Here is a 19,389-nt window from a genome sequence, read left to right on the forward strand (position 1 = left end):
CGTCGTCGTGCCCCCGCCCTAGTTCTTGAGCAGGCTGGCGTCGTCAACCGACGCGGACCTGCGGGTCCGGAAGATCTGCATGATGATGGCCAGGCCCACGACGACCTCGGCCGCCGCGACCACCATCACGAAGAATGCGATGACCTGGCCTTCGATGCCGCCGTGCATCCGGGCGAAGGCGACGAAGGCGAGGTTGCAGGCGTTGAGCATCAGCTCGACGCACATGAACACGATGATCGCGTTGCGCCGCACCAGGACGCCGACGGCGCCGATGGTGAACACGATCGCCGCGAGCACGATGTAGTTCATCGGGTCCACGAGCCCTCGTCCTCCCGTTGTCCGTCGCCGTCGGCGGCCGGTCCGTCCGACCGTTCGTCCCTGTCGGGGGCCGCGCCGATCGTGTACCTCATGTCCTCGGGAACACCGTGCTGCTCCTCGGGGTTGCGTGCGGCCAGCACCGGGTTGAGCGAGAGCTCGGAGACCGAGCCGTCGGGCAGCAGCGCCGGCATGTCGATGGCGTTGTGCCGGGCGTAGGTGCCGGGACCGGGCAGCGGGGTCGGGTGGTCGCCGCGGATGCGGTCCTGCGACATCTGCCGCTGGGTGCGCTTCTTCTTGGTGCGGGCGGCGTGCGCCAGCACCAGGGCGCCGAGGACCGCCGTGATGAGCAGTGCCCCGGTGGCCTCGAAGGCGACGACGTAGCGGTAGATGACCTCGCTGGCGATCCACGGGATGCTGCCGCCCGCGGCGGCGACCCCGGCGGCCAGGCCGACCGGTGCGCCCGCCGTGATGGTGCCCAGCCCGCTGACCAGCGGGACGAGGAAGCACAGCGCGATGACCGCGGTCAGCAGCCGGTGTCCCCTGATCGTCTCCACCAGGGAGTCGGAGGAGCTGACGCCCACCAGCATGAGGACGAACAGGAAGAGCATCAGCACGGCGCCGGTGTAGACGACGATCTGCACGACCATCAGGAACGGCGCTTCGTTGACGCCGTAGAAGACCGCGAGGCCGATCATCACCACGGCCATCATGAGCGCCGAGTAGACGGCCTTGCGGCTGAAGACCACACCGAGCGCGGCGAGCACCACGACGGTGCCCAGGACGTAGAAGGTCGCGGTCTCGCCGCCTCCGACGGAGGCGGCGACGGCCGTTGTCTGGAGCGGGACGGTGTTCACTGAACAGCCTCGCTGTTCTGCTCGTCGGCACGGGCCGCCGCGGTGTCGTCGCGTCCGAGCCGGTAGTAGTCTTCCTCGGTCTCACCGAGCCGCATGGGGTGCGGCGGCGCCTCCATCCCCTCCCGCAGCGGGGCGAGCAACTGCTCCTTGGTGTAGATGAGGCTCTCGCGGCTGTCGTCGGCGAGCTCGTACTCGTTGGTCATGGTGAGCGCCCGGGTGGGGCACGCCTCGATGCACAGCCCGCACAGGATGCAGCGCAGGTAGTTGATCTGGTAGACGCGCCCGTAGCGCTCGCCCGGGGAGTAGCGCTCCTCCTCGGTGTTGTCGCCGCCTTCGACGTAGATGGCGTCGGCGGGGCAGGCCCAGGCGCACAGCTCGCAGCCGATGCACTTCTCCAGTCCGTCGGGCCAGCGGTTGAGCTGGTGACGACCGTGGAAGCGGGGCATGGTGGGCGCCTTGACCTCGGGGTACTCGACGGTCGGCACCTTCTTGAACATCGTGTGGAAGGTGACGCCGAACCCCTTGACGGGATTGAGCCACTCAAGCACCGGAAACCTCCTCACGCTTGGGGGCCGAGGTCGGCTGGAAACGGGGTTCCTCCGCGGCCACGCTGCTGCCGTAGTGCGGAGCGGTCATGGGGGGCACGGGGAAGCCCCCGTACATGGGGTCCTCGCGGCGGGCCCGCAGCTCGGCCTCGCGTTCGGCCGCCTCCCGCGCCTTCGCCTGTGCCGCGGCGCGGCTCCAGGCCCACAGCGCCGCGAAGACCAGCAGACCGAACACGCCGATGACGATCGCCGTGACGTAGCCGGGGTACTGCTGGTTGTTGAGCACCCGGATGACGGCGACCGCGGTGATCCAGACCAGTTGGACGGGGATGAGGACCTTCCAGCCGAGCTGCATGAGCTGGTCGTAGCGGACCCGGGGCAGCGAGCCGCGCGCCCAGATGAACAGGAACATCACGCAGGCGAACTTGACGAGCCACCACAGCGCGGGCCACCAGCCCTCGTTGGCGCCGGGCCAGAAGGTGGTGATCGGCGGCGGCGCGAGGTAGCCGCCGAGGAACAGGGTGACGCTCAGCGCCGCGACGGTGACCATGTTGACGTACTCGGCGAGGAAGAACATGGTGAACTTCATCGAGGAGTACTCGGTCATGAACCCGCCGACGAGTTCGCCCTCGCCCTCGGCGAGGTCGAAGGGCAGCCGGTTGGTCTCACCGATCATCGTGATCAGGTAGATCACGAAGGACGGGAACAGGATGATCGCGAACCAGATGCTCCGCTGGGCCTCGACGATCCCCGAGGTGCTGAGCGTCCCCGCGTAGATGAACACCGCGACGAAGGACAGGCCCATCGCGATCTCGTAGCTGATCACCTGGGCCGACGCGCGCAGACCGCCCAGCAGCGGGTACGGCGAGCGCGAGGACCATCCGGCGAGCACGATGCCGTAGACGCCGATGGAGGCGGTGGCCAGCACCAGCAGGACCGCGACCGGCAGGTCGGTCAGCTGCAGCCGGGTCTGCACGCCGAACATGGTGACCTCGGGGCCCACGGGGATCACCGAGAAGGCGATGAAGGCCGGGATCGCGGCGACCATGGGGGCCGCGATGTAGACGGCCCGGTCGACGGTGCGCGGGATGAGGTCTTCCTTGAGCGACAGCTTCACGCCGTCGGCCAGGGACTGCAGCAGGCCCCACGGGCCGAACCGGTTGGGGCCGTGGCGCTGCTGCATGCGGCCCATGACCTTGCGGTCGGCCATGATCATCATCAGCACGCACAGCATGAGGAAGACGAACACGGCCAGGGCCTTGATCAGGATGATCCACCAGGGATCGTTGCCGAACGCGTCCAACCCCGGTTCGGCGTTCAGGGCCGCCGCGCTGACGGCCGCGGCCGTGTCGGTGGTCGGTGTCACTTCTCACTCCCAGCACTCGTCGCGGCTCCGACGGTCGCGCCGTTGTCGGCGGACAGGGACACCACGGTCCCCGTGCTCGCGCCGAGGTCGCGCCGGACGGCGCAGCCCGCGGCGTTGGTCGGCAGCCACACCACGCGGTCCGGCATCTCGGTGATGACGGTCGGGACGCGCACCGCTCCGGCCGGTCCCTCGACCCGCAGCGTCTGCCCGTCGGCGAGGCCGATCTCGGCGGCGGTGGCGGCCGAGATCCGGGCGGCGGCGGGGCGGGCGGTTCCGGCCAGGTGGGGTTCGCCGTCCTGCATGCGTCCCCGTCCGAGCAGTTGGTCCCAGGTGGCCAGGACCGCCTGTCCGGCCCGCGGGGCCGGGGTCTCGGCGGGACGGGCCACCGGGGTGGGCGTCGGGGTGCCCTTCCAGGCGCCCAGTTCGGCGAGTTCGCGGCGGGCCGCGGCGGCGTCGGGCAGTCCCAGGTGGACGTCCATCTCGTTGGCGATGGCCGAGAGCACCCGCAGGTCCGACATGGCTCCGGGCACCTTCAGCGCGGTGCCGAAGGGGCGGCCCCGCCCCTCCCAGTCGACGAACGTCCCGGACTTCTCGGCGACGGCGGCCACCGGGAACACCACGTCGGCGCGGTCGGTGACGTTGCTGGCCCGCAGTTCCAGGCTGACGATGAACGGCACCTCGGCCAGTGCGGCGCGCGCCGCGGCCGGGTCGGGCAGGTCGTCCAGGTCGACGCCCGCGATGACCAGGGCGTCGAGCTGTCCCGCGGCGGCCGCGGCGAGGATGTCCGCGGTACCGCGGCCCTCGGCGGCGGGCAGGTCCGCGACCGACCAGGCGCGAGCGACCTCGGCGCGGGCCGCGGTGTCGCCGACCGGTCGGCCGACCGGCAGCAGGTTCGGCAGCGCTCCGACCTCGACGGCGCCGCGGTCTCCGGCGCGGCGCGGCACCCAGGCCAGGCGGGCGCCGGTGCTGTCGGCGAGGCGGGCCGCCGCCGACAGCGCTCCAGGGCTCTCGGCGAGGCGTTCGCCGACCAGGATGACCGAGCCCGAGGTGTGCAGCGCCTCCAGCGCCTCGGGCGAGGCGGTGCCGAGGGAGCCCAGGACCCCCGCCTCGCCGCCGGGGACGGTGGGGATCAGCGTTCCGTCGGTCTTGGCCAGGCCCCGGCTGGCGTAGGGGGCCACGGAGAACACCCGGGCGCCGTTCTTGCGGACGGCCTTGCGCAGCCGCAGGAAGACGATGGGCGACTCGTCCTCGGGCTCGAACCCGGCGAGCAGGACCGTGGGCGCCTTCTCCAGGTCGGTGTAGGAGACCTCGATGCCGTGTCCGGCGACGCGGGCGGCGAGGAAGTCGGCCTCCTCCTCCGAGTGGGGCCGGGCGCGGAAGTCGATGTCGTTGGTGCGCAGCGCGACCCGGGCGAACTTGGCGTAGGCGTAGGCGTCCTCCAGGGTGAGCCGTCCGCCGGTCAGCACGCCCACCCGGCCGCGGGCGGCGGCCAGGCCGCGGGCGGCGACGGTCAGCGCCTCGGGCCAGGAGGCGACCTCCAGCGCGCGGCTGTCCTCGTCGCGCACCAGCGGGTGCCTGAGCCGGTCGGGCTGGGTGGCGTAGGTGAACGCCCACCGGCCCTTGTCGCAGTTCCACTCCTCGTTGACCTGCGGGTCGTCTCCGGCCAGCCGCCGGGTGACCTTGCCGCGCCGGTGGTCGGTGCGCTGCGCGCATCCGGCGGCGCAGTGCTCGCAGACGCTGGGCGTGGAGACCAGGTCGAAGGGGCGGGAGCGGAACCGGTAGGCCGCGCCGGTGAGCGCGCCGACCGGGCAGATCTGCACGGTGTTGCCGGAGAAGTAGGACTGGAAGGGCTGGCCCTCGGCGGTGCCCACCTGCTCCTTGGCGCCGCGCTCCAGCAGCTCGATGAACGGGTCTCCGGCGATCTGCGCGGAGAAGCGGGTGCAGCGGGCGCACTGGATGCAGCGCTCCCGGTCCAGCAGGACCTGGGTGGACAGCGCGATCGGCTTGGGGAAGGTCCGCTTGACGTCGACGAAGCGGCTCTCGCCCTGCCCGTTGGACATCGCCTGGTTCTGCAGCGGGCACTCGCCGCCCTTGTCGCAGACCGGGCAGTCCAGCGGGTGGTTGATGAGCAGGAACTCCATGATGCCGCGCTGGGCCTTCTCCGCCACCGGCGAGGTCAGCTGGGTCTTGACGACCATGCCTTCCATGACGGTGATGGTGCAGGAGGCCTGCGGTTTGGGCATGCCGCGCCCGTTGCCCATGTCGGGGATCTCCACCAGGCACTGGCGGCACGCGCCGACCGGGTCGAGCAGCGGGTGGTCGCAGAACCGCGGGATCTGGATGCCGAGCAGCTCGGCCGCGCGGATCAGCAGGGTGCCCTTGGGGACCTGGATCTCGAAGCCGTCGATGGTGACGGTGACGAGGTCCTCCGGCGGTACCGCGGGGCCCCCGCCCGCGGAGGTGTTGGTCGTGACTGTCATCAGGCGTCCTCTTCCACGGACTCGTTCGCCCAGCGAGTGGTGCGCTGATACGGGAACAGCTCCCAGGCGGGGGTGTGGGTGCCCGCGATGAACTCCTCCCGGAAGTACTTGATCGCCGAGGTCACCGAGCTGGTCGCACCGTCGCCGAGCGCGCAGAAGGAGCGCCCGAGCAGGTTGTCGCAGATGTCGAGCAGCGTGTCGATGTCCTCCTGGGTGCCCTTTCCGGCCTCGATGCGGCGCAGCACCTGGACCATCCAGAAGTTGCCCTCGCGGCACGGCGTGCACTTTCCGCAGGACTCGTGCGCGTAGAACTCGATCCAGCCGCGCACGACCCGGACCACCGAGGTGGTCTCGTCGAAGATCTGGAGGGCGCGGGTGCCCAGCATGGACCCCGCCGCGCCGACGGCCTCGAAGTCCAGCGGGGTGTCCAGGTGCTCCTCGGTGAAGATCGGGGTGGAGGAGCCCCCGGGCGTCCAGAACTTGAGCCGGTGCCCGTCGCGGACGCCTCCGGCCATGTCGAGGAGCTCACGCAGCGTCACCCCGAGCGGGGCCTCGTACTGTCCGGGCCTCTCGACGTGGCCGGACAGGGAGAAGAAGCCGAATCCGGCGGACTTCTCGGTGCCCATGGAGGTGAACCAGTCGGCGCCGTTGGCGACGATGCCGGGCACGCTGGCGATGGACTCGACGTTGTTGACCACGGTCGGCGAGGCGTACAGGCCGGCCACGGCGGGGAACGGCGGCTTGAGCCGGGGCTGGCCCCGGTAGCCCTCCAGGGAGTCCAGCAGGGCGGTCTCCTCGCCGCAGATGTAGGCTCCCGCGCCGGCGTGCACGATCACGTCGAGGTCGAAGCCGCTGCCGAGGATGTCCTTGCCGAGCAGTCCGGCCTCGTAGGCCTCGGCGACGGCGTGCCGCAGCCGCCGGATGACGTGCAGCACCTCGCCGCGCACGTAGACGAAGGCGTGGTGGCTGTTGATCGCGTAGGAGGCGATCGCGATGCCCTCGACCAGCGCGTGCGGGTTGGCCAGCAGCAGCGGCATGTCCTTGCAGGTGCCCGGCTCGGACTCGTCGGCGTTGACGACGAGGTAGCGCGGCTTGGGGTTGTCCTTGGGCAGGAAGCCCCACTTCATGCCGGTGGGGAAGCCCGCGCCGCCGCGGCCGCGCAGCCCGGAGGCCTTGACCAGGTCGACGATGGAGTCGGGCTCCATGGTCAGGGCCTTGCGCAGGGCCTCGTAGCCGCCGTTGTCCCGGTAGGCGGCCAGGGTGAAGGAGTCGGGGCGGTCCCAGTTGCGGGACAGCACGGGAGTCAGCGTGGTCACTTGGTCCCCTCCTCGTCGGACGGGGCGGTCGGGGCCGCCGGGTCGGGCGCCTGCCAGCCGCGCTCGCGGGCCAGTTCGAGTCCGGCCAGCGACGGGGCCCCGGCCTGGGGTCCCTCGGCGGCGCGACCGTCGTCGAATCCGGCCAGCACCCGCGACGCCTGCTTCCAGGTGCACAGGCGGTCGGGACCGCGGGTGGGCTTGACGTCCTTGCCCAGGCGCAGGTCGTCGACGAGCTTCTTGGCCGACTCGGGGGTCTGGTTGTCGAAGAACTCCCAGTTGACCATGACCACCGGCGCGAAGTCGCAGGCGGCGTTGCACTCGACGTGTTCCAGGGAGACCCTGCCGTCCTCGGTGGTCTCGTCGTTGCCGACGCCGAGGTGCTCCTTGAGCGTGGCGAAGATCTCGTCGCCGCCCATCACCGCGCACAGCGGGTTGGTGCACACGCCCACGTGGTAGTCGCCGACGGGGCGGCGCTTGTACATCGTGTAGAACGTGGCCACCGCGGTGACCTCGGCGGTGGTGAGGCCCAACTGGTCGGCGCAGAAGGCGATGCCGTCGTTGCTGACGTAGCCCTCCTCCGCCTGCACCAGGTGCAGCAGCGGCAGCAGCGCCGACCTCGGTTTGGGGTAGCGGGAGATGATCTCCTTGGCGTCCAGTTCGAGGCGGGCGCGGTTCTCCCCGGTGAAGGCGCCGGGGGTGTCGGGGGTTTCGGGCGTGCTCATCGGTCGACGCCTCCCATCACGGGGTCGATGCTGGCCACGGCGGCGATGACGTCGGCGACGGTGCCGCCTTCGCACATGGCCGCGACGGCCTGGAGGTGGGTGAACGAGGGGTCCCGGAAGTGCACCCGGTAGGGGCGGGGGCCGCCGTCGCTGACCGCGTGGCAGCCGAGTTCGCCCTTGGCGCTCTCCACCGCCGCGTACGCCTGGCCCGGGGGCACCCGGAAGCCTTCGGTGACCAGCTTGAAGTGGTGGATGAGGGCTTCCATGGACCCGCCGCCGCCCATGATGTGGGCGATGTGGGAGGGCGCGTTGCCCATGCCGTCGGGGCCGATCGCGAGCTGGGCGGGCCAGCCGATCTTGGCGTCCTCGATCATCACCGGGCCCGGTTCGAGCCGGTCCAGGCACTGTTCGATGATCTTGAGGCTCTCCTCGATCTCGGCCATGCGCACCCGGTAGCGGGCGTAGACGTCGGCGCCGTCGGAGACCGGGATGTCGAACTCGTAGTTCTCGTAGCCGCAGTAGGGCTTGGCCTTGCGCAGGTCCCAGGGCAGCCCGGCGGCGCGCAGGAGCGGGCCGGTGACGCCCAGCGCCATGCATCCGGCGACGTCGAGGTAGGCGACGTCGCGGGTGCGTGCCAGGTAGATGGGGTTGGCGTCGAGGAGCTTGCGCATGTCCCTGAGCCGCTTGGGCATCTCGGTGAGCAGTTCGCGCACCTTGCCGGCCGTGCCCGGGGGCAGGTCCTGGGCCACGCCGCCGGGACGGATGTAGGCGTGGTTCATGCGCAGGCCGGTGACCATCTCGAAGATGTCCAGGACCAGCTCGCGCTCCCGGAACCCGCTGGTCATGATGGTCGTCGCGCCCAGCTCCATGCCGAACGTGGCCATCGCGACGAAGTGCGAGGAGATCCGGTTCAGCTCCATCATCATCACGCGGATGACGTTGGCGCGCTCGGGGATCCGGTCGGTGACGCCGAGCAGTTTCTCGACGGCCAGGCAGTAGGCGGCTTCGTTGAACATCGGCGTGAGGTAGTCCATGCGGGTCACGAACGTGGTGCCCTGCGTCCACGTCCGGTACTCCATGTTCTTCTCGATGCCGGTGTGCAGGTAGCCGATGCCGACCCGCGCCTCGGTGACGGTCTCGCCTTCGAGGGTGAGGATGAGTCGCAGCACTCCGTGCGTGGAGGGGTGCTGGGGACCCATGTTGACGACGAGGCGGTCGGTCTGGCCGCGTTGGGCGGCGGCGACGACCTCGTCCCAGTCGCCGCCGGAGGCGTCGACGTAGGTCTCGGTGGGAGTACTCATGCGTACGACCTCCGCTCATCCGGCGGGGGAACCTTGGCCCCGCGGTACTCGACCGGGATTCCGCCCAGCGGGTAGTCCTTGCGCTGGGGGTGGCCGTGCCAGTCGTCCGGCATCTGGATGCGGGTGAGCCCGGGGTGGCCGTCGAAGACGATTCCGAAGAAGTCCCAGGTCTCGCGCTCGTGCCAGTCGTTGGTGGGGTAGACGCCCACGATCGAGGGGAGGTGCGGATCGGCGTCGGGGCAGGTCACCTCGAGCCGGATCTCGCGGTTGTGCGTGATGGAGCGCATCTCGTAGACGGCGTGCAGCTCGTTGCCCGTGTCGTCGGGGTAGTGGACGCCGTTGACGCCCAGGCACAGCTCGAAGCGGAGCGCCGGGTCGTCGCGCAGCCGGGTCGCCACGTCCAGCAGGTGTTCGCGCTGGACGTGGAAGGTGATCTCGCCGCGGTCCACGACGACGCGCCGGATCGCGTCCTGGTAGGAGGCTCCGACCTCCTTGAGGGAGCGTTCCAGGGTGTCGGCGACCTCGTCGAAGTACGCGGTGCGCGGGTCGTCGGGGTCGCTGTAGGGGCGCTCGGAGGCGGTGGGCGCGGGGCGGTAGACCCGGAGCCGGCCGTAGCCGGAGGTGTCCCCCGAGGTCTTGGCGCCGAACATGCCCGTGCGGGCGATCGGCGAGTCGAGGCGCTGCCGACCCAGCTCCGCAGGAGGGTTGTCCTTCTCCGGTAGGTTAGGCTTACCTTGCTGCCCGTTGGAGGTCATCGTGTCGCTTCCTCCGTCTGCTGGATCAGCGGCAGTGTCCGCAGGCGCCGCTGCTCCAGTTCCTCGATCTCACGTTCGCGGTGCACGCCGAGCTTGGTGTTTTGGACCTTGTCGTGCAGTTTGAGGACGGCGTCCAGCAGCATCTCGGGGCGGGGCGGACAGCCGGGGAGGTAGATGTCCACCGGAACGATGTGGTCGACGCCCTGGACGATGGCGTAGTTGTTGAACATGCCGCCGCTGGAGGCGCACACGCCCATGGCGATGACCCACTTCGGCGCGGCCATCTGGTCGTAGATCGTGCGCAGGACGGGCGCCATCTTCTGGCTCACGCGCCCGGCCACGATCATCAGGTCGGCCTGGCGTGGCGTGGCCGAGAAGCGTTCCATGCCGAAGCGCGCGATGTCGTAGCGCGGGCCGCCGACCGACATCATCTCGATGGCGCAGCAGGCCAGGCCGAAAGTCGCGGGCCACATGGACGTCTTGCGGACGAAGCCGACAACCTGTTCGACCGTGGTCAGCAGGACCCCGCTGGGCAGTTTCTCTTCGAGACCCATCAGGCGAACCCCCTTTCCGGTTCTGCGATCTCAGTGGGACGACTGGGGATCAGGCGCAAACCGTTCATGGATCAGTCCCATTCGAGACCGCCGCGACGCCACTCGTAGGCGTAGGCGATCGAGACGTTGACGAGGAACAGGATCATCACGACCAGGCCGAAGATCCCGAGTGCGTCGAGGTGCACCGCCCAGGGCACCAGGAAGATGACCTCGATGTCGAAGACGATGAACAGCATCGCCGTCAGGTAGTACTTGACCGTGAACCGGCCGCCGCCCACAGGCTGCGGAGTGGGGTCGATGCCGCACTCGTAGGCCTGGAGTTTGGTGCGGTTGTAGCGCTTGGGCCCGGCGATCGCTCCGACGACCATCGAGACGATCACGAAGGCGGCGCCGATGCCGCCGAGCACGAAGATGGGGGTGTACAGCTCCATCGGCTAGCCGCTCCCTTGGGGTCGTACGCGGAAGAAGTTCATGCCTTACCGTCCTCGCGGAGTGGGTCTCCTGACTTGTCTCACGCGGCCGGCGCGATCCTGGACAGGCCGTTGATCACCCGGTCCATCGCGTCGCCGTGGCTGGGCTCGGTGAGGTTGGCCAGCAGTTTGAGGGTGAAGCGCATCAGGAGGGGCCGCGGGAGCCCGTGTTTGGTGGCGTACTTCATGAACTGCGGATTGCCGATCATCTTCACGAAGTAGCGTCCGAGCGTGTAGTAGCCGCCGTAGGTGTCCCGGAGGATCTCCGGGTAGCGCAGCAGGGTGCGTTCGCGCGCCTGCTGGGTGGGGCGGCCGAGTGCCTGGACGGCCACGTCCGCGGCGATCCTGCCGGCCTCCATCGCGTAGGCGATGCCCTCGCCGTTGAAGGGGTTGACCATGCCGCCCGCGTCGCCGACCAGCATCAGGCCGCGGGCGTAGTGCGGGGTGCGGTTGAATCCCATGGGCAGCGCGGCGCCGCGGATCGGTCCCCGCTGGTTGTCCTCGGTGTAGCCCCATTCCTCGGGCATGCTCTGGGTCCAGCGCCGCAGCAGTTTGCGGTAGTCGACCTTCTGGAAGGAGGCGGTGGAGTTGAGGATGCCCAGTCCCACGTTGCTGGTGCCGTCGCCGACGCCGAAGATCCAGCCGTAGCCGGGGAGCAGGACCTCCCTGCCGTCGCTGTTGTCCCACAGTTCCAGCCAGGACTCCAGGTAGTCGTCGTCGTGCCGGGGGCTGGTGAAGTAGGTGCGCACCGCGACGCCCATCGGGCGGTCGTCGCGTTTGCGGATGCCCATCGCGATCGACAGGCGCGAGGAGTTGCCGTCGGCGGCCAGGACGAGGGGGGCGCGGAAGTGGCGGGTGCGGCCTTCGGCGTCCTTGGCGGCGACCCCGACGACGCGGTTGCTGCGTCCGTCGATGACGGGAGCGGTGACGTTGGTGCGCTCCAGCAGGCGGGCGCCGGCCCCGACCGCCTGCCGGGCCAGGATCTGGTCGAAGTCGTAGCGGGTGCGGACCAGTCCGTAGCCGGGGTACTCGGCGAGGTCGGGCCAGGGCAGTTCGAGTCGGACACCGCCGCCGATGATCCGCAGGCCGCGGTTGCGGATCCAGCCCTCGTCGGTCACCGGGACGCCCATCGCGACGAGCTGCTTGACGGCGCGCGGGGTGAGTCCGTCACCGCAGACCTTCTCCCGTGGGAAGGCGGTCTTCTCCAGCAGCAGGACGTCGAGACCGGCACTGGCCAGGTAGTAGGCGGCCGTGCTTCCCGCCGGGCCCGCCCCGACGACGATGACGTCCGCCTCGTCCTGCGGGGCCGTGTTGTCTGTGGCTGGGATCGGTGCTGGCTGGCTCACGGATGGTCCTGACTGCTCGGCGCGGTCTCACACGGGGATCGGGTTTGTGGCTGTCCGGAAGAGGAGATAGAACTCGCCCCCTTGTGAAGTGCTTCACAAGGTCTTCAAGTGGAAGTCTAGACCTTTCGGAACCCGCGAGCGACCCCAGGCCCTCCTTCGCAGAGCTTTTGGTACACGCCCGCTACCTAGGGGTTTAAAAACCGGGTTAAGAGAACCAGAGCAGGATTTGACCGTTTTGCCGGTTTCGGGACTGAAGTCCCGACAGGGTCGTGAAAGATCCCAGAACCGGACGTCTGCCGCGGAACTTCCGGCACGAAGAGTCACTGACCTGTGCCGTCGTGTTCCGGACTCGGCAGCGAAACCCCCGCGTCCGCCCGGGACGCGGGAGCACGGCGTGCGCACGCCCCGACTCAGCGCTCGCGGTGGGCGCGGTGCAGCGCCACCACTCCGAAGGTGAGGTTGCGCCAGGCCACCCTCGACCAGCCGACCTCCTGGAGCCGCCCGGCCAGGGTGGGCTGGTCGGGCCAGGCCGCGATGGACTCCGACAGGTAGGCGTAGGCGTCGGGGTTGTCGCTGAAACCGCGCGCCACGAGGGGCAGGCCGATCTCCATTCCCCGGCCCAGCAACCGGTCCAGCGGGCGCACCGGAAGGTGGCTGAACTCACAGATGACCAGTCGCCCACCGACCCTGGTGACCCGGAGCAGCTCCGCCAGCGCCCGGTCCACGTCGTTGACGTTGCGCAACCCGAAGGAGACGGTGACGGCGTCGAAGGTCTCGTCCGCGAACGGCAGGTTCAGCGCGTCCCCCGCCACCACGGTGACTCCCCGCCGCGAGGCTCCGCCCCGCCGCAGCGCACCGACCCGGAGCATGCCGAGGGAGAAGTCGCAGGCGATGACCCTCGCGCCCCTGCGGGCGAAGGACTCCGAGGAGGTCCCGGTGCCGGCGGCCAGGTCGAGCACCAGTTCACCGCTGTAGGCGTCGACCGCGTTGACGACCGCCCGGCGCCAGTGGCGCTCCCGTCCCAGCGAGAGCACACTGTTGAGCAGGTCGTAGCGGCCCGCGATGGTGTCGAACATCGCGGCGACATCCCGGGGGTCCTTGTCCAGTTCGGCACGGGTCATGGTGCACAGCCTAGAGGGTGCGCCGTCCCCCGCCGCCGGGCCCGCCCCCGCCGCCGTGGCTCACGCGCGCGGTTCGGAACCGTCCCGTTCCGTCTCCCCGGAGGGGGCGGCGCCGGACCGGGTCTGCTGGAGGTGGTCCTCCTTGGCCGCGCCCGCGTCGAGCCGCTCGCCCATCCCGCGCAGCCGCCCCATTCCCCGCACCAGTGAGGCCGACATCGCGTCGCGCTGCCTGGACAGCAGTACGAAACTCACCAGTCCGCTGATCAACAGCGCGAGGACAGCCGCGAGCAGTCCCCGGGCGCCCAGCAGGTACACCACACCGAAGGCGATCGCGAAGAGCAGCAGACGGGCCGCGGTATAGGCGATGAAGTTGCGCATGAGACTGCCTCACAACAGGCGGGCCGACAGATGTTCGGGACGACGGCGCGTACCGCGGTCGAGGCCGCCGTCGGCGTGTGCTCCGCCCCGGGGTTGCGTACGGCCGCTGCGGGCGGGGCGTCGTCCCTCTTCAAGCCTAAGGGGCGGTCCCCGCGGGGACACACGGCCCCGCCACCCGGCGCGGACCGTCCGTCCCAGGCCCCGACCAGGGGTTTCGCCGGGAAACCGTTGAGACCGACATCACGTTCCGGTCACATCTGCCCAACCCCGCCCACGCTTCCCCCTATCTTTCCGAAAACTAGGGAGGAAACGGACCAACTCGTGCACACTAGGGGATCAAACGCCCGTACCTCGTTCGAGGCGGGAGTGAAGGGGGATAGTGAAGGTGGAAAGAGGAACTGAACGCTTGCTGACTCCAGGAGAGGTGGCCTCCCTCTTCCGGGTCGACCCCAAAACGGTCACCCGATGGGCCGCCTCCGGACGGATCAGCAGCATCCGCACTCCCGGCGGACACCGCCGCTTCCGGGAGTCCGAGGTCCGCGCACTGCTGCACGGGGAGGCCCCTGAGCCCTCGCGCTGACGGGAGTCCGCGCGGAGCCTTCCGACGACCCGACGGCACCGGTCCCACCCCGTGGTGTTCCACACCCGCACATCCAGGTCGCACCCCGGATAGGCTGGAAGACATGCTGTGGCTCGGTGGCCTGATTACGCTGCTCACAATCGTGCTCTGGGTGTACGCGTTCTTCGACGCGCTCACCAGCCCCTCAGAGGAAGTCCGCAACCTTCCCAAGGTGCTGTGGTTGATCATCATCGTCCTGTTCGCGGTGGTGGGACCGTTGCTGTGGCTCTTCCTCGGACGTCCCCGCGCGCACTCCGGCACGGCGGTCTCCTCCTCCGTGCCGGCCTCCTCCGCCGACCATCTGGACCCCTCGGACTTCCACCAGCCGTCCGGGCGGCAGCGCCCGCTCGGCCCGGACGACGACCCCGAGTTCCTCCGTCGGCTCGACAAGCGCATCAACCCGGAGGAGTGAGAGGCCGCCCGCTCACTGAGCGAGCGGGCGGCCTCTCACTCTTCCAGTCCCGTGATCCCGACACCGGCGGCCTGTTCCGCGCGGTTTCCGGCCCCGGTCCCGACGCCTTTCGGCGCTCGCCTCGCGCAAGAAATACGGCTGCTTTTGGCGTCAGGTAAGCAGCCACTCAAGGGGGATCATGCGACGGGGACCAGGGAAGTGCGCGACAGCCTGAGCAGGCGTCTCGCCGAGGTACGCGCGGGCCGCACCGTGACGATCACCGATCACGGCACTCCCGTCGCCAAGACCGTGCCGATAGACCGACCCAGCACCCTCGACCGGTTGGTCCTCGAAGGCAGGGTACAGCCCGCCCGCCGCACGGAACGACGGGTTCCCACACCACATGACGCCAAGGCAACGGTAAGTGACCTTGTTGCGGCCCAGCGCCGGTGATCTGCTATTTCGACACCTCGGCGTAGCCACGCCACTATCGACCACTGCCGGGAAGCCAGGGCACGTTTCCGGGCGGACTCGGCCCCGGGGCACCTCGACCGCTCCGCCAGCAGCACACCTCCTCCAGCGGGCGTCTTCTTGACAAGATCCCGCCCACCCAGGGGCTGGGATGGAAAGCCACCTCGGGCTGGGGTCCGCCGAAGCCACTCCCTTGGCTTCCCGGCATTGGGCTGAAGATCACCGCTGGTCTGCCGCGACGGGTCAGGCGTAGCTGTGCAGACCGCTGAACAGGTAGTTCACGCCGAAGAAGTTGAACAGCAGACAGGCGAAGCCCGCCAGGCTGATCCAGGCGGCCTTCTTTCCCTGCCAACCGGCCGTGGCGCGGGCGTGCAGGTAGGCGGCGTAGACGATCCAGGTGATGAAGGACCACACCTCCTTGGGGTCCCATCCCCAGTAGCGGCCCCACGCCTCGTCCGCCCAGACGGCTCCGGCGATGACGCCGAAGGTCCACAGCGGGAAGCCCAGCACGATCATGCGGTGCGCGAGTCGGTCCAGCAGTTCGGCGCTGGGCAGCTTGGCGGCGATGCCGCTGACCTTCTCCCCCAGGGCCTGCCTGGCCTCGGTCCGGTGCGCCACCAGGTAGGTGATGGTGGCCGACCCCGAGACCATGAAGGCCCCGGTGGCCAGGATCAGCGCCGAGACGTGGATGGCGATCCAGTAGGAGTCCAGCGCCGGAACCACCGGTCCGCTCTCGGAGTACAGCCAGCGGACCGCGACACCGAGCAGCAGCAGTACCGGGATCAGCACGAACGCGCCGAGGTAGTGAGCCTTGTAGCGGACGGCCGCGAACAGGAACGCCGCCACCCCGCACAGGCAGATCGCGACGACGAACTCGAACATGTTGCCCCACGGCCAGCGGTCGGCCGCCAGTCCCCGGGTGACGATCTGGGCCAGGTTGAGCAGCAGCCCCACGGTGGTGACGGCCATGCCGACCCTGCCGAGGAAGTGGCGGGACGCCCTGGCCTCGGGCTCCCGCTCGCGCAGGCTCACCCTCAGCCCCTCGGCGGTCTCCCCCTCGCCCGCGCCGACCGCGACCAGTCGGGTGCCCCTCAGGGACTCGCGGCGCCCGTAGGCGGCCTCGAACACGAAGAAGAACAGGGCGACCGCGTAGACCACGATCATCCCGAGGACCAGATTGTCGCTGAGATCCGACAGCGCGGGGTCGACCGCGCCGCCCGCAGCGAGAACATGCACCACCGGCTTACTCCTTCTCCGTGCCCGACTGGCGGTCCGACCGCCGCAGTCGCTGGTTCAACTGGGTGGCCAACTCGTGGAACCGCCGCAGGGGCGCGGTCCCCTCGCTCTTGACGAGCCCACCGATCTCGACCACGGTACGCCCGTCCTCTCCCCGGCGGGCGCGAACCCACGCCCGCCGGGGCTGCACGAACAGGGTGCACAGCAGGCCCAGCACCGCCGCGACCGCGCTGGCCAGCGCGTACGGCCGGGCGGGGTCGCTGGTGACCTGGAGGCTGACGTAGTCGCGGTGGCCGGTGAACTCGATGGTGGCCCCGTTGGGCAGCTCCCAACTGTCACCGGGAGACAGCGGCGGGGAGTCCCCGACCTCCTCCATCCGGTCGGTGTACAACTGGTACACCGACTGGGGGTTTCCGCTGTCCAGTCCCAGGTCGCCGACGAAGCCCCGGAGCACCACCACCGGGTTGCGCGCGTCCGGGAAGTCCGAGACGAGGTCGCCGCTGTCGTCGGTGGTCGCCGACGGCAGGAACACCCCGGTGAAGCCGAGCTGCTCGGGGGCGATGTCGGGGACCTTCACCACGCCGTCGGAGGTGAAGTTGCCGTCGCCCCGGTCCAGGAACGGCACCGCCTGGTCGAAGACCACCCGACCGTCGGCGTCGGTGACCCGGAAGGTCGGGGCGTAACCGTGGCCGAGCAGGTAGACCTGTGCGCCGTCCACCTGGAGCGGGTGGTTGACCTCCAGGACGTGGCTCCGCTCCTCCGCGTCGGGGCTCTCACGGTAGGTGAGGTCGGCGCGGTAGCTCGCGGCCTGGCCGGTCATGCTTCCCTCGTCGACGAAGGACGCCTCGAAGTCGTCGAGCCGCATCCAGAACGGCTGGATGCCGGCCGGGTCCACGGCGGTTCCCGGGTGGAAGGCGTCGTAGGAGGTCAGCGTGTTGGCGAACTCGTCCCCCTCGGTGACCAGCATGTTGCCCCGGTAGCCGAGGAAGGAGCCGCACGCCAGTGACACCAGCAGGGCCAGCAGCGACAGGTGGAAGACGACGTTGCCGGTCTCGCGCAGGTAGCCGGTCTCGGCCGACAGCGAGTCGCCGTACTCGGCGATCCGGTGCCCCCCGAGCAGGCTGCGGGCCTCGGCGAGCGCCCGCTCGGGGGCGGCGTCGGTGGCGAAGGTCGCCGAGTACGGCATCCGGTCGAGGCGCCGCGGGGTGCGGGGCGGGCGCGCGCGCAGCAGCCGGTAGTGCGCCGCCGCGCGCGGCAGCACGCATCCCGCCAGGGAGACGAACAACAGCAGGTAGATCGCGGAGTACCAGGGCGAGGAGTAGACGTCGAACAGGTAGAGCCGGTCCAGCACCGGAGCGAGGTCGGGGTGCTCCAGGTGGTAGTTGCGGACCTCCTCGACGCTGACCCCGCGCTGGGGCAGCAGCGATCCGGGAATCGCGCCCAGGGCGAGCAGGAACAGCAGGATGAGCGCGGTGCGCATCGAGGTCAGGACGCGCCAGGCCCAGCGCGCCCAGCCCAGGGGCGAGAGCGCGGGGGCGGGGGCGGGTTCGTTCCGGACCGGTTCGGTCGCCGTGTCCGGTTGGCTTGAGGTCACTACTAGATCACCGTTGTGAAGTTCGCGGTCCAGCCCTGCATGACGGCGGTGAGGTCGGTCCAGAGGCCGGTGACCAGGAGCAGTCCCACCACGACCAGCATCGCGCCGCCGACGGCGGTGACGAGCCGGTAGTGGCGCCTGACCCAGTCGAAGGCTCCCAGCGCCCGGCGGTAGAGCAGGGACGCCAGGACGAACGGCAGGCCCAGGCCCAGACAGTAGCTCAGGGACAGCAGCGCGCCCCTGCCTATGCTGCCCTCCATGAACGCCAGGGACTGCACGGCGGCCAGTGTCGGGCCGATGCACGGGGTCCAGCCCAGGCCGAACAGCACGCCCAGCAGCGGCGCCCCGGCCAGTCCGGCGCCGGGCAGCCGGTGGACGCGGAACTCGCGGTCGAACCCGGGGACGACCCCCATGAACGCCAGGCCCAGCACGACGGTCAGCGCGCCGAGGACCCGGGTGATGACGTCGGAGTGGTCGAGCAGCAGCCCGCCGACGCCGCCGACGAACACTCCGACCGACACGAAGACCGCGGAGAAGCCCGCGACGAACAGCAGGCTTCCGGCGAGCATGGTCCACCGCCGGGAGACCAGGAGGTCGTCGACCGTGGCGACCCCCACGGCGCCGTCGCCCGCGGGGCGTTCGGCCGCCGCGCGGCGGTGCGCGGCGATGTCGGCTCCCGTCAGGCCGGTCACGTAGGACAGGTATCCGGGCACGAGCGGGAGCACGCACGGGGACAGGAAGGAGACCAGACCGGCGGCGACGGCCAGCGGGACGGCGAGCAGGAGGGAGCCGGAGAGGATGGTCTCGGTGATCACGGGGAATCAGCGTCCTCGGCGGTGACCGTGTCGACCAGTTCGGTGAGTTCGTTGTAGGTGGTGGCGCCGATGACCCGGGCGGCGATGCGGCCCTGACGGTCGATGACGAGCGTGCTGGGGATGGCCTGCGGCGGGACGGTGTCGCGGAACGCCTGCGGCACCTCGCCCGGCTGGTCGTACAGGCTGGGGTAGCCGACCTCCTGGTTGCGTTCGAACGCCTGGGCGGCGGTGCGGTTGTCCTTGATGTTGATTCCGAGGAAGCGCACTCCCTCGTCCTCGTTCTCGGCGCTGACCTCGTTGAGGACCGGGGTCTCGGCGCGGCACGGCGCGCACCAGCTCGCCCAGAAGTTCACCACGACGACGTCGCCGGAGTAGTCGGCGAGGCTGACGGGGTCGCCGTCCAGCGTCTCGCCCTCGACCTCCGGGGCCGCCTCGCGCTCCCCCGGCTCGAACAGGGTGCTGGTTCCGTCACCCGAGATGTAGCGGTCGTCCTCGCCGGCCGCCCCGGAATCGACTCCCCCGGCTCCCCCGGCACAGCCCGCCAGCGCGACCAGTGTCGCCGCGGCGGCGACGCCGCGCAGCACAGCGGCACGCGCTCGGAAGCCGGTTCTGATGAAGGGCATCGCAAAAGACCTCGTCAGCGGGATGCGGCAGAAAATGCACCAACAACGACGAAGTGTAGTAGACGCCCGGGAGAGCCTGGCGGGGGCCTGTGGATACCGCCGTGAGGACGAGTC

At 70.0% G+C, this 19,389-nt stretch carries 20 protein-coding genes; 2 read left to right on the forward strand and 18 right to left on the reverse strand.

What is annotated here, in order from left to right; all coding sequences use genetic code 11:
• Positions 1-18: 18 nt before the first annotated feature.
• From nuoK to NI17_RS16635, 14 genes are all read right to left on the reverse strand, one after another.
• Positions 19-318, reverse strand: coding sequence for an NADH-quinone oxidoreductase subunit NuoK (gene nuoK, locus NI17_RS16570; RefSeq protein WP_068688207.1), 300 nt, complete (start codon positions 316-318; stop codon positions 19-21).
• Positions 306-1,172, reverse strand: coding sequence for an NADH-quinone oxidoreductase subunit J (locus NI17_RS16575; RefSeq protein ID WP_068688206.1), 867 nt, complete (start codon positions 1,170-1,172; stop codon positions 306-308). Before NI17_RS16575 ends, nuoK begins: the two co-directional genes overlap by 13 nt.
• Positions 1,169-1,720, reverse strand: a complete 552-nt coding sequence (gene nuoI / locus NI17_RS16580; protein ID WP_068688205.1) for an NADH-quinone oxidoreductase subunit NuoI — start codon at positions 1,718-1,720, stop codon at positions 1,169-1,171. The genes NI17_RS16575 and nuoI overlap by 4 nt, the downstream gene beginning before the upstream one ends.
• Positions 1,713-3,083, reverse strand: a complete 1,371-nt coding sequence (nuoH, locus tag NI17_RS16585; RefSeq protein WP_068688204.1) for an NADH-quinone oxidoreductase subunit NuoH — start codon at positions 3,081-3,083, stop codon at positions 1,713-1,715. Before nuoH ends, nuoI begins: the two co-directional genes overlap by 8 nt.
• A complete protein-coding gene (locus tag NI17_RS16590) occupies positions 3,080-5,563 on the reverse strand; it encodes an NADH-quinone oxidoreductase subunit G (protein ID WP_243597530.1) in 2,484 nt (827 codons plus the stop codon). Before NI17_RS16590 ends, nuoH begins: the two co-directional genes overlap by 4 nt.
• Positions 5,563-6,879 (reverse strand): NADH-quinone oxidoreductase subunit NuoF, encoded by a 1,317-nt coding sequence (gene nuoF, locus NI17_RS16595; protein WP_068688203.1) that lies wholly within the window; start codon positions 6,877-6,879, stop codon positions 5,563-5,565. Before nuoF ends, NI17_RS16590 begins: the two co-directional genes overlap by 1 nt.
• The gene (gene nuoE, locus NI17_RS16600) at positions 6,876-7,601 is read right to left on the reverse strand and encodes an NADH-quinone oxidoreductase subunit NuoE (protein ID WP_068688202.1); all 726 of its coding nucleotides are present in this window, start codon (positions 7,599-7,601) and stop codon (positions 6,876-6,878) included. Before nuoE ends, nuoF begins: the two co-directional genes overlap by 4 nt.
• A complete protein-coding gene (locus NI17_RS16605) occupies positions 7,598-8,902 on the reverse strand; it encodes an NADH-quinone oxidoreductase subunit D (RefSeq protein ID WP_068688201.1) in 1,305 nt (434 codons plus the stop codon). The genes nuoE and NI17_RS16605 overlap by 4 nt, the downstream gene beginning before the upstream one ends.
• Positions 8,899-9,657 (reverse strand): NADH-quinone oxidoreductase subunit C, encoded by a 759-nt coding sequence (locus NI17_RS16610; RefSeq protein ID WP_068688200.1) that lies wholly within the window; start codon positions 9,655-9,657, stop codon positions 8,899-8,901. Before NI17_RS16610 ends, NI17_RS16605 begins: the two co-directional genes overlap by 4 nt.
• Positions 9,654-10,211: a NuoB/complex I 20 kDa subunit family protein gene (locus NI17_RS16615; protein WP_068688199.1), complete on the reverse strand. Its 558-nt coding sequence runs from the start codon at positions 10,209-10,211 to the stop codon at positions 9,654-9,656. The genes NI17_RS16610 and NI17_RS16615 overlap by 4 nt, the downstream gene beginning before the upstream one ends.
• Positions 10,212-10,282: 71 nt before the next feature.
• Positions 10,283-10,642 (reverse strand): NADH-quinone oxidoreductase subunit A, encoded by a 360-nt coding sequence (locus NI17_RS16620; protein ID WP_068688198.1) that lies wholly within the window; start codon positions 10,640-10,642, stop codon positions 10,283-10,285.
• Positions 10,643-10,722: 80 nt separating this feature from the next.
• Positions 10,723-12,027, reverse strand: coding sequence for a geranylgeranyl reductase family protein (locus NI17_RS16625; protein ID WP_068688197.1), 1,305 nt, complete (start codon positions 12,025-12,027; stop codon positions 10,723-10,725).
• A 410-nt stretch (positions 12,028-12,437) separates the two neighbouring features.
• On the reverse strand, positions 12,438-13,148 hold the full coding sequence (locus NI17_RS16630; protein WP_068688196.1) for a demethylmenaquinone methyltransferase: 711 nt from the start codon (positions 13,146-13,148) through the stop codon (positions 12,438-12,440).
• Positions 13,149-13,208: 60 nt separating this feature from the next.
• Positions 13,209-13,526 carry a DUF4229 domain-containing protein gene (locus NI17_RS16635; protein WP_068688195.1) on the reverse strand — a complete coding sequence of 106 codons (318 nt, stop codon included), beginning with the start codon at positions 13,524-13,526 and terminating at the stop codon, positions 13,209-13,211.
• Positions 13,527-13,905: 379 nt separating this feature from the next.
• Between NI17_RS16635 and NI17_RS16640 the strand changes: the two genes are divergently transcribed.
• Both NI17_RS16640 and NI17_RS16645 read left to right on the forward strand, forming a co-directional pair.
• Positions 13,906-14,106, forward strand: coding sequence for a BldC family transcriptional regulator (locus NI17_RS16640; protein WP_199859928.1), 201 nt, complete (start codon positions 13,906-13,908; stop codon positions 14,104-14,106).
• A 103-nt stretch (positions 14,107-14,209) separates the two neighbouring features.
• Entirely contained in the window at positions 14,210-14,557 is a 348-nt protein-coding gene (locus NI17_RS16645; RefSeq protein WP_068688193.1) for a PLD nuclease N-terminal domain-containing protein, read from the forward strand.
• Between the two features lie 693 nt (positions 14,558-15,250).
• On the opposite strand, the gene ccsB is transcribed toward NI17_RS16645, so the two are convergent.
• From ccsB to NI17_RS16665, 4 genes are read right to left on the reverse strand one after another with little or no spacing between them, the layout of a single operon-like run.
• Positions 15,251-16,246: a c-type cytochrome biogenesis protein CcsB gene (ccsB, locus tag NI17_RS16650; protein ID WP_068688192.1), complete on the reverse strand. Its 996-nt coding sequence runs from the start codon at positions 16,244-16,246 to the stop codon at positions 15,251-15,253.
• 4 nt (positions 16,247-16,250) lie between these two features.
• Positions 16,251-17,837 carry a cytochrome c biogenesis protein ResB gene (gene resB / locus NI17_RS16655; RefSeq protein WP_068688191.1) on the reverse strand — a complete coding sequence of 529 codons (1,587 nt, stop codon included), beginning with the start codon at positions 17,835-17,837 and terminating at the stop codon, positions 16,251-16,253.
• 2 nt (positions 17,838-17,839) lie between these two features.
• Positions 17,840-18,652, reverse strand: coding sequence for a cytochrome c biogenesis CcdA family protein (locus NI17_RS16660; protein ID WP_068688190.1), 813 nt, complete (start codon positions 18,650-18,652; stop codon positions 17,840-17,842).
• Positions 18,649-19,275 carry a TlpA family protein disulfide reductase gene (locus NI17_RS16665; protein WP_068688189.1) on the reverse strand — a complete coding sequence of 209 codons (627 nt, stop codon included), beginning with the start codon at positions 19,273-19,275 and terminating at the stop codon, positions 18,649-18,651. Before NI17_RS16665 ends, NI17_RS16660 begins: the two co-directional genes overlap by 4 nt.
• Positions 19,276-19,389 lie beyond the last annotated feature (114 nt).

It is taken from the genome of Thermobifida halotolerans, from assembly GCF_003574835.2.
Classification (GTDB): Bacteria; Actinomycetota; Actinomycetes; order Streptosporangiales; family Streptosporangiaceae; genus Thermobifida; species Thermobifida halotolerans.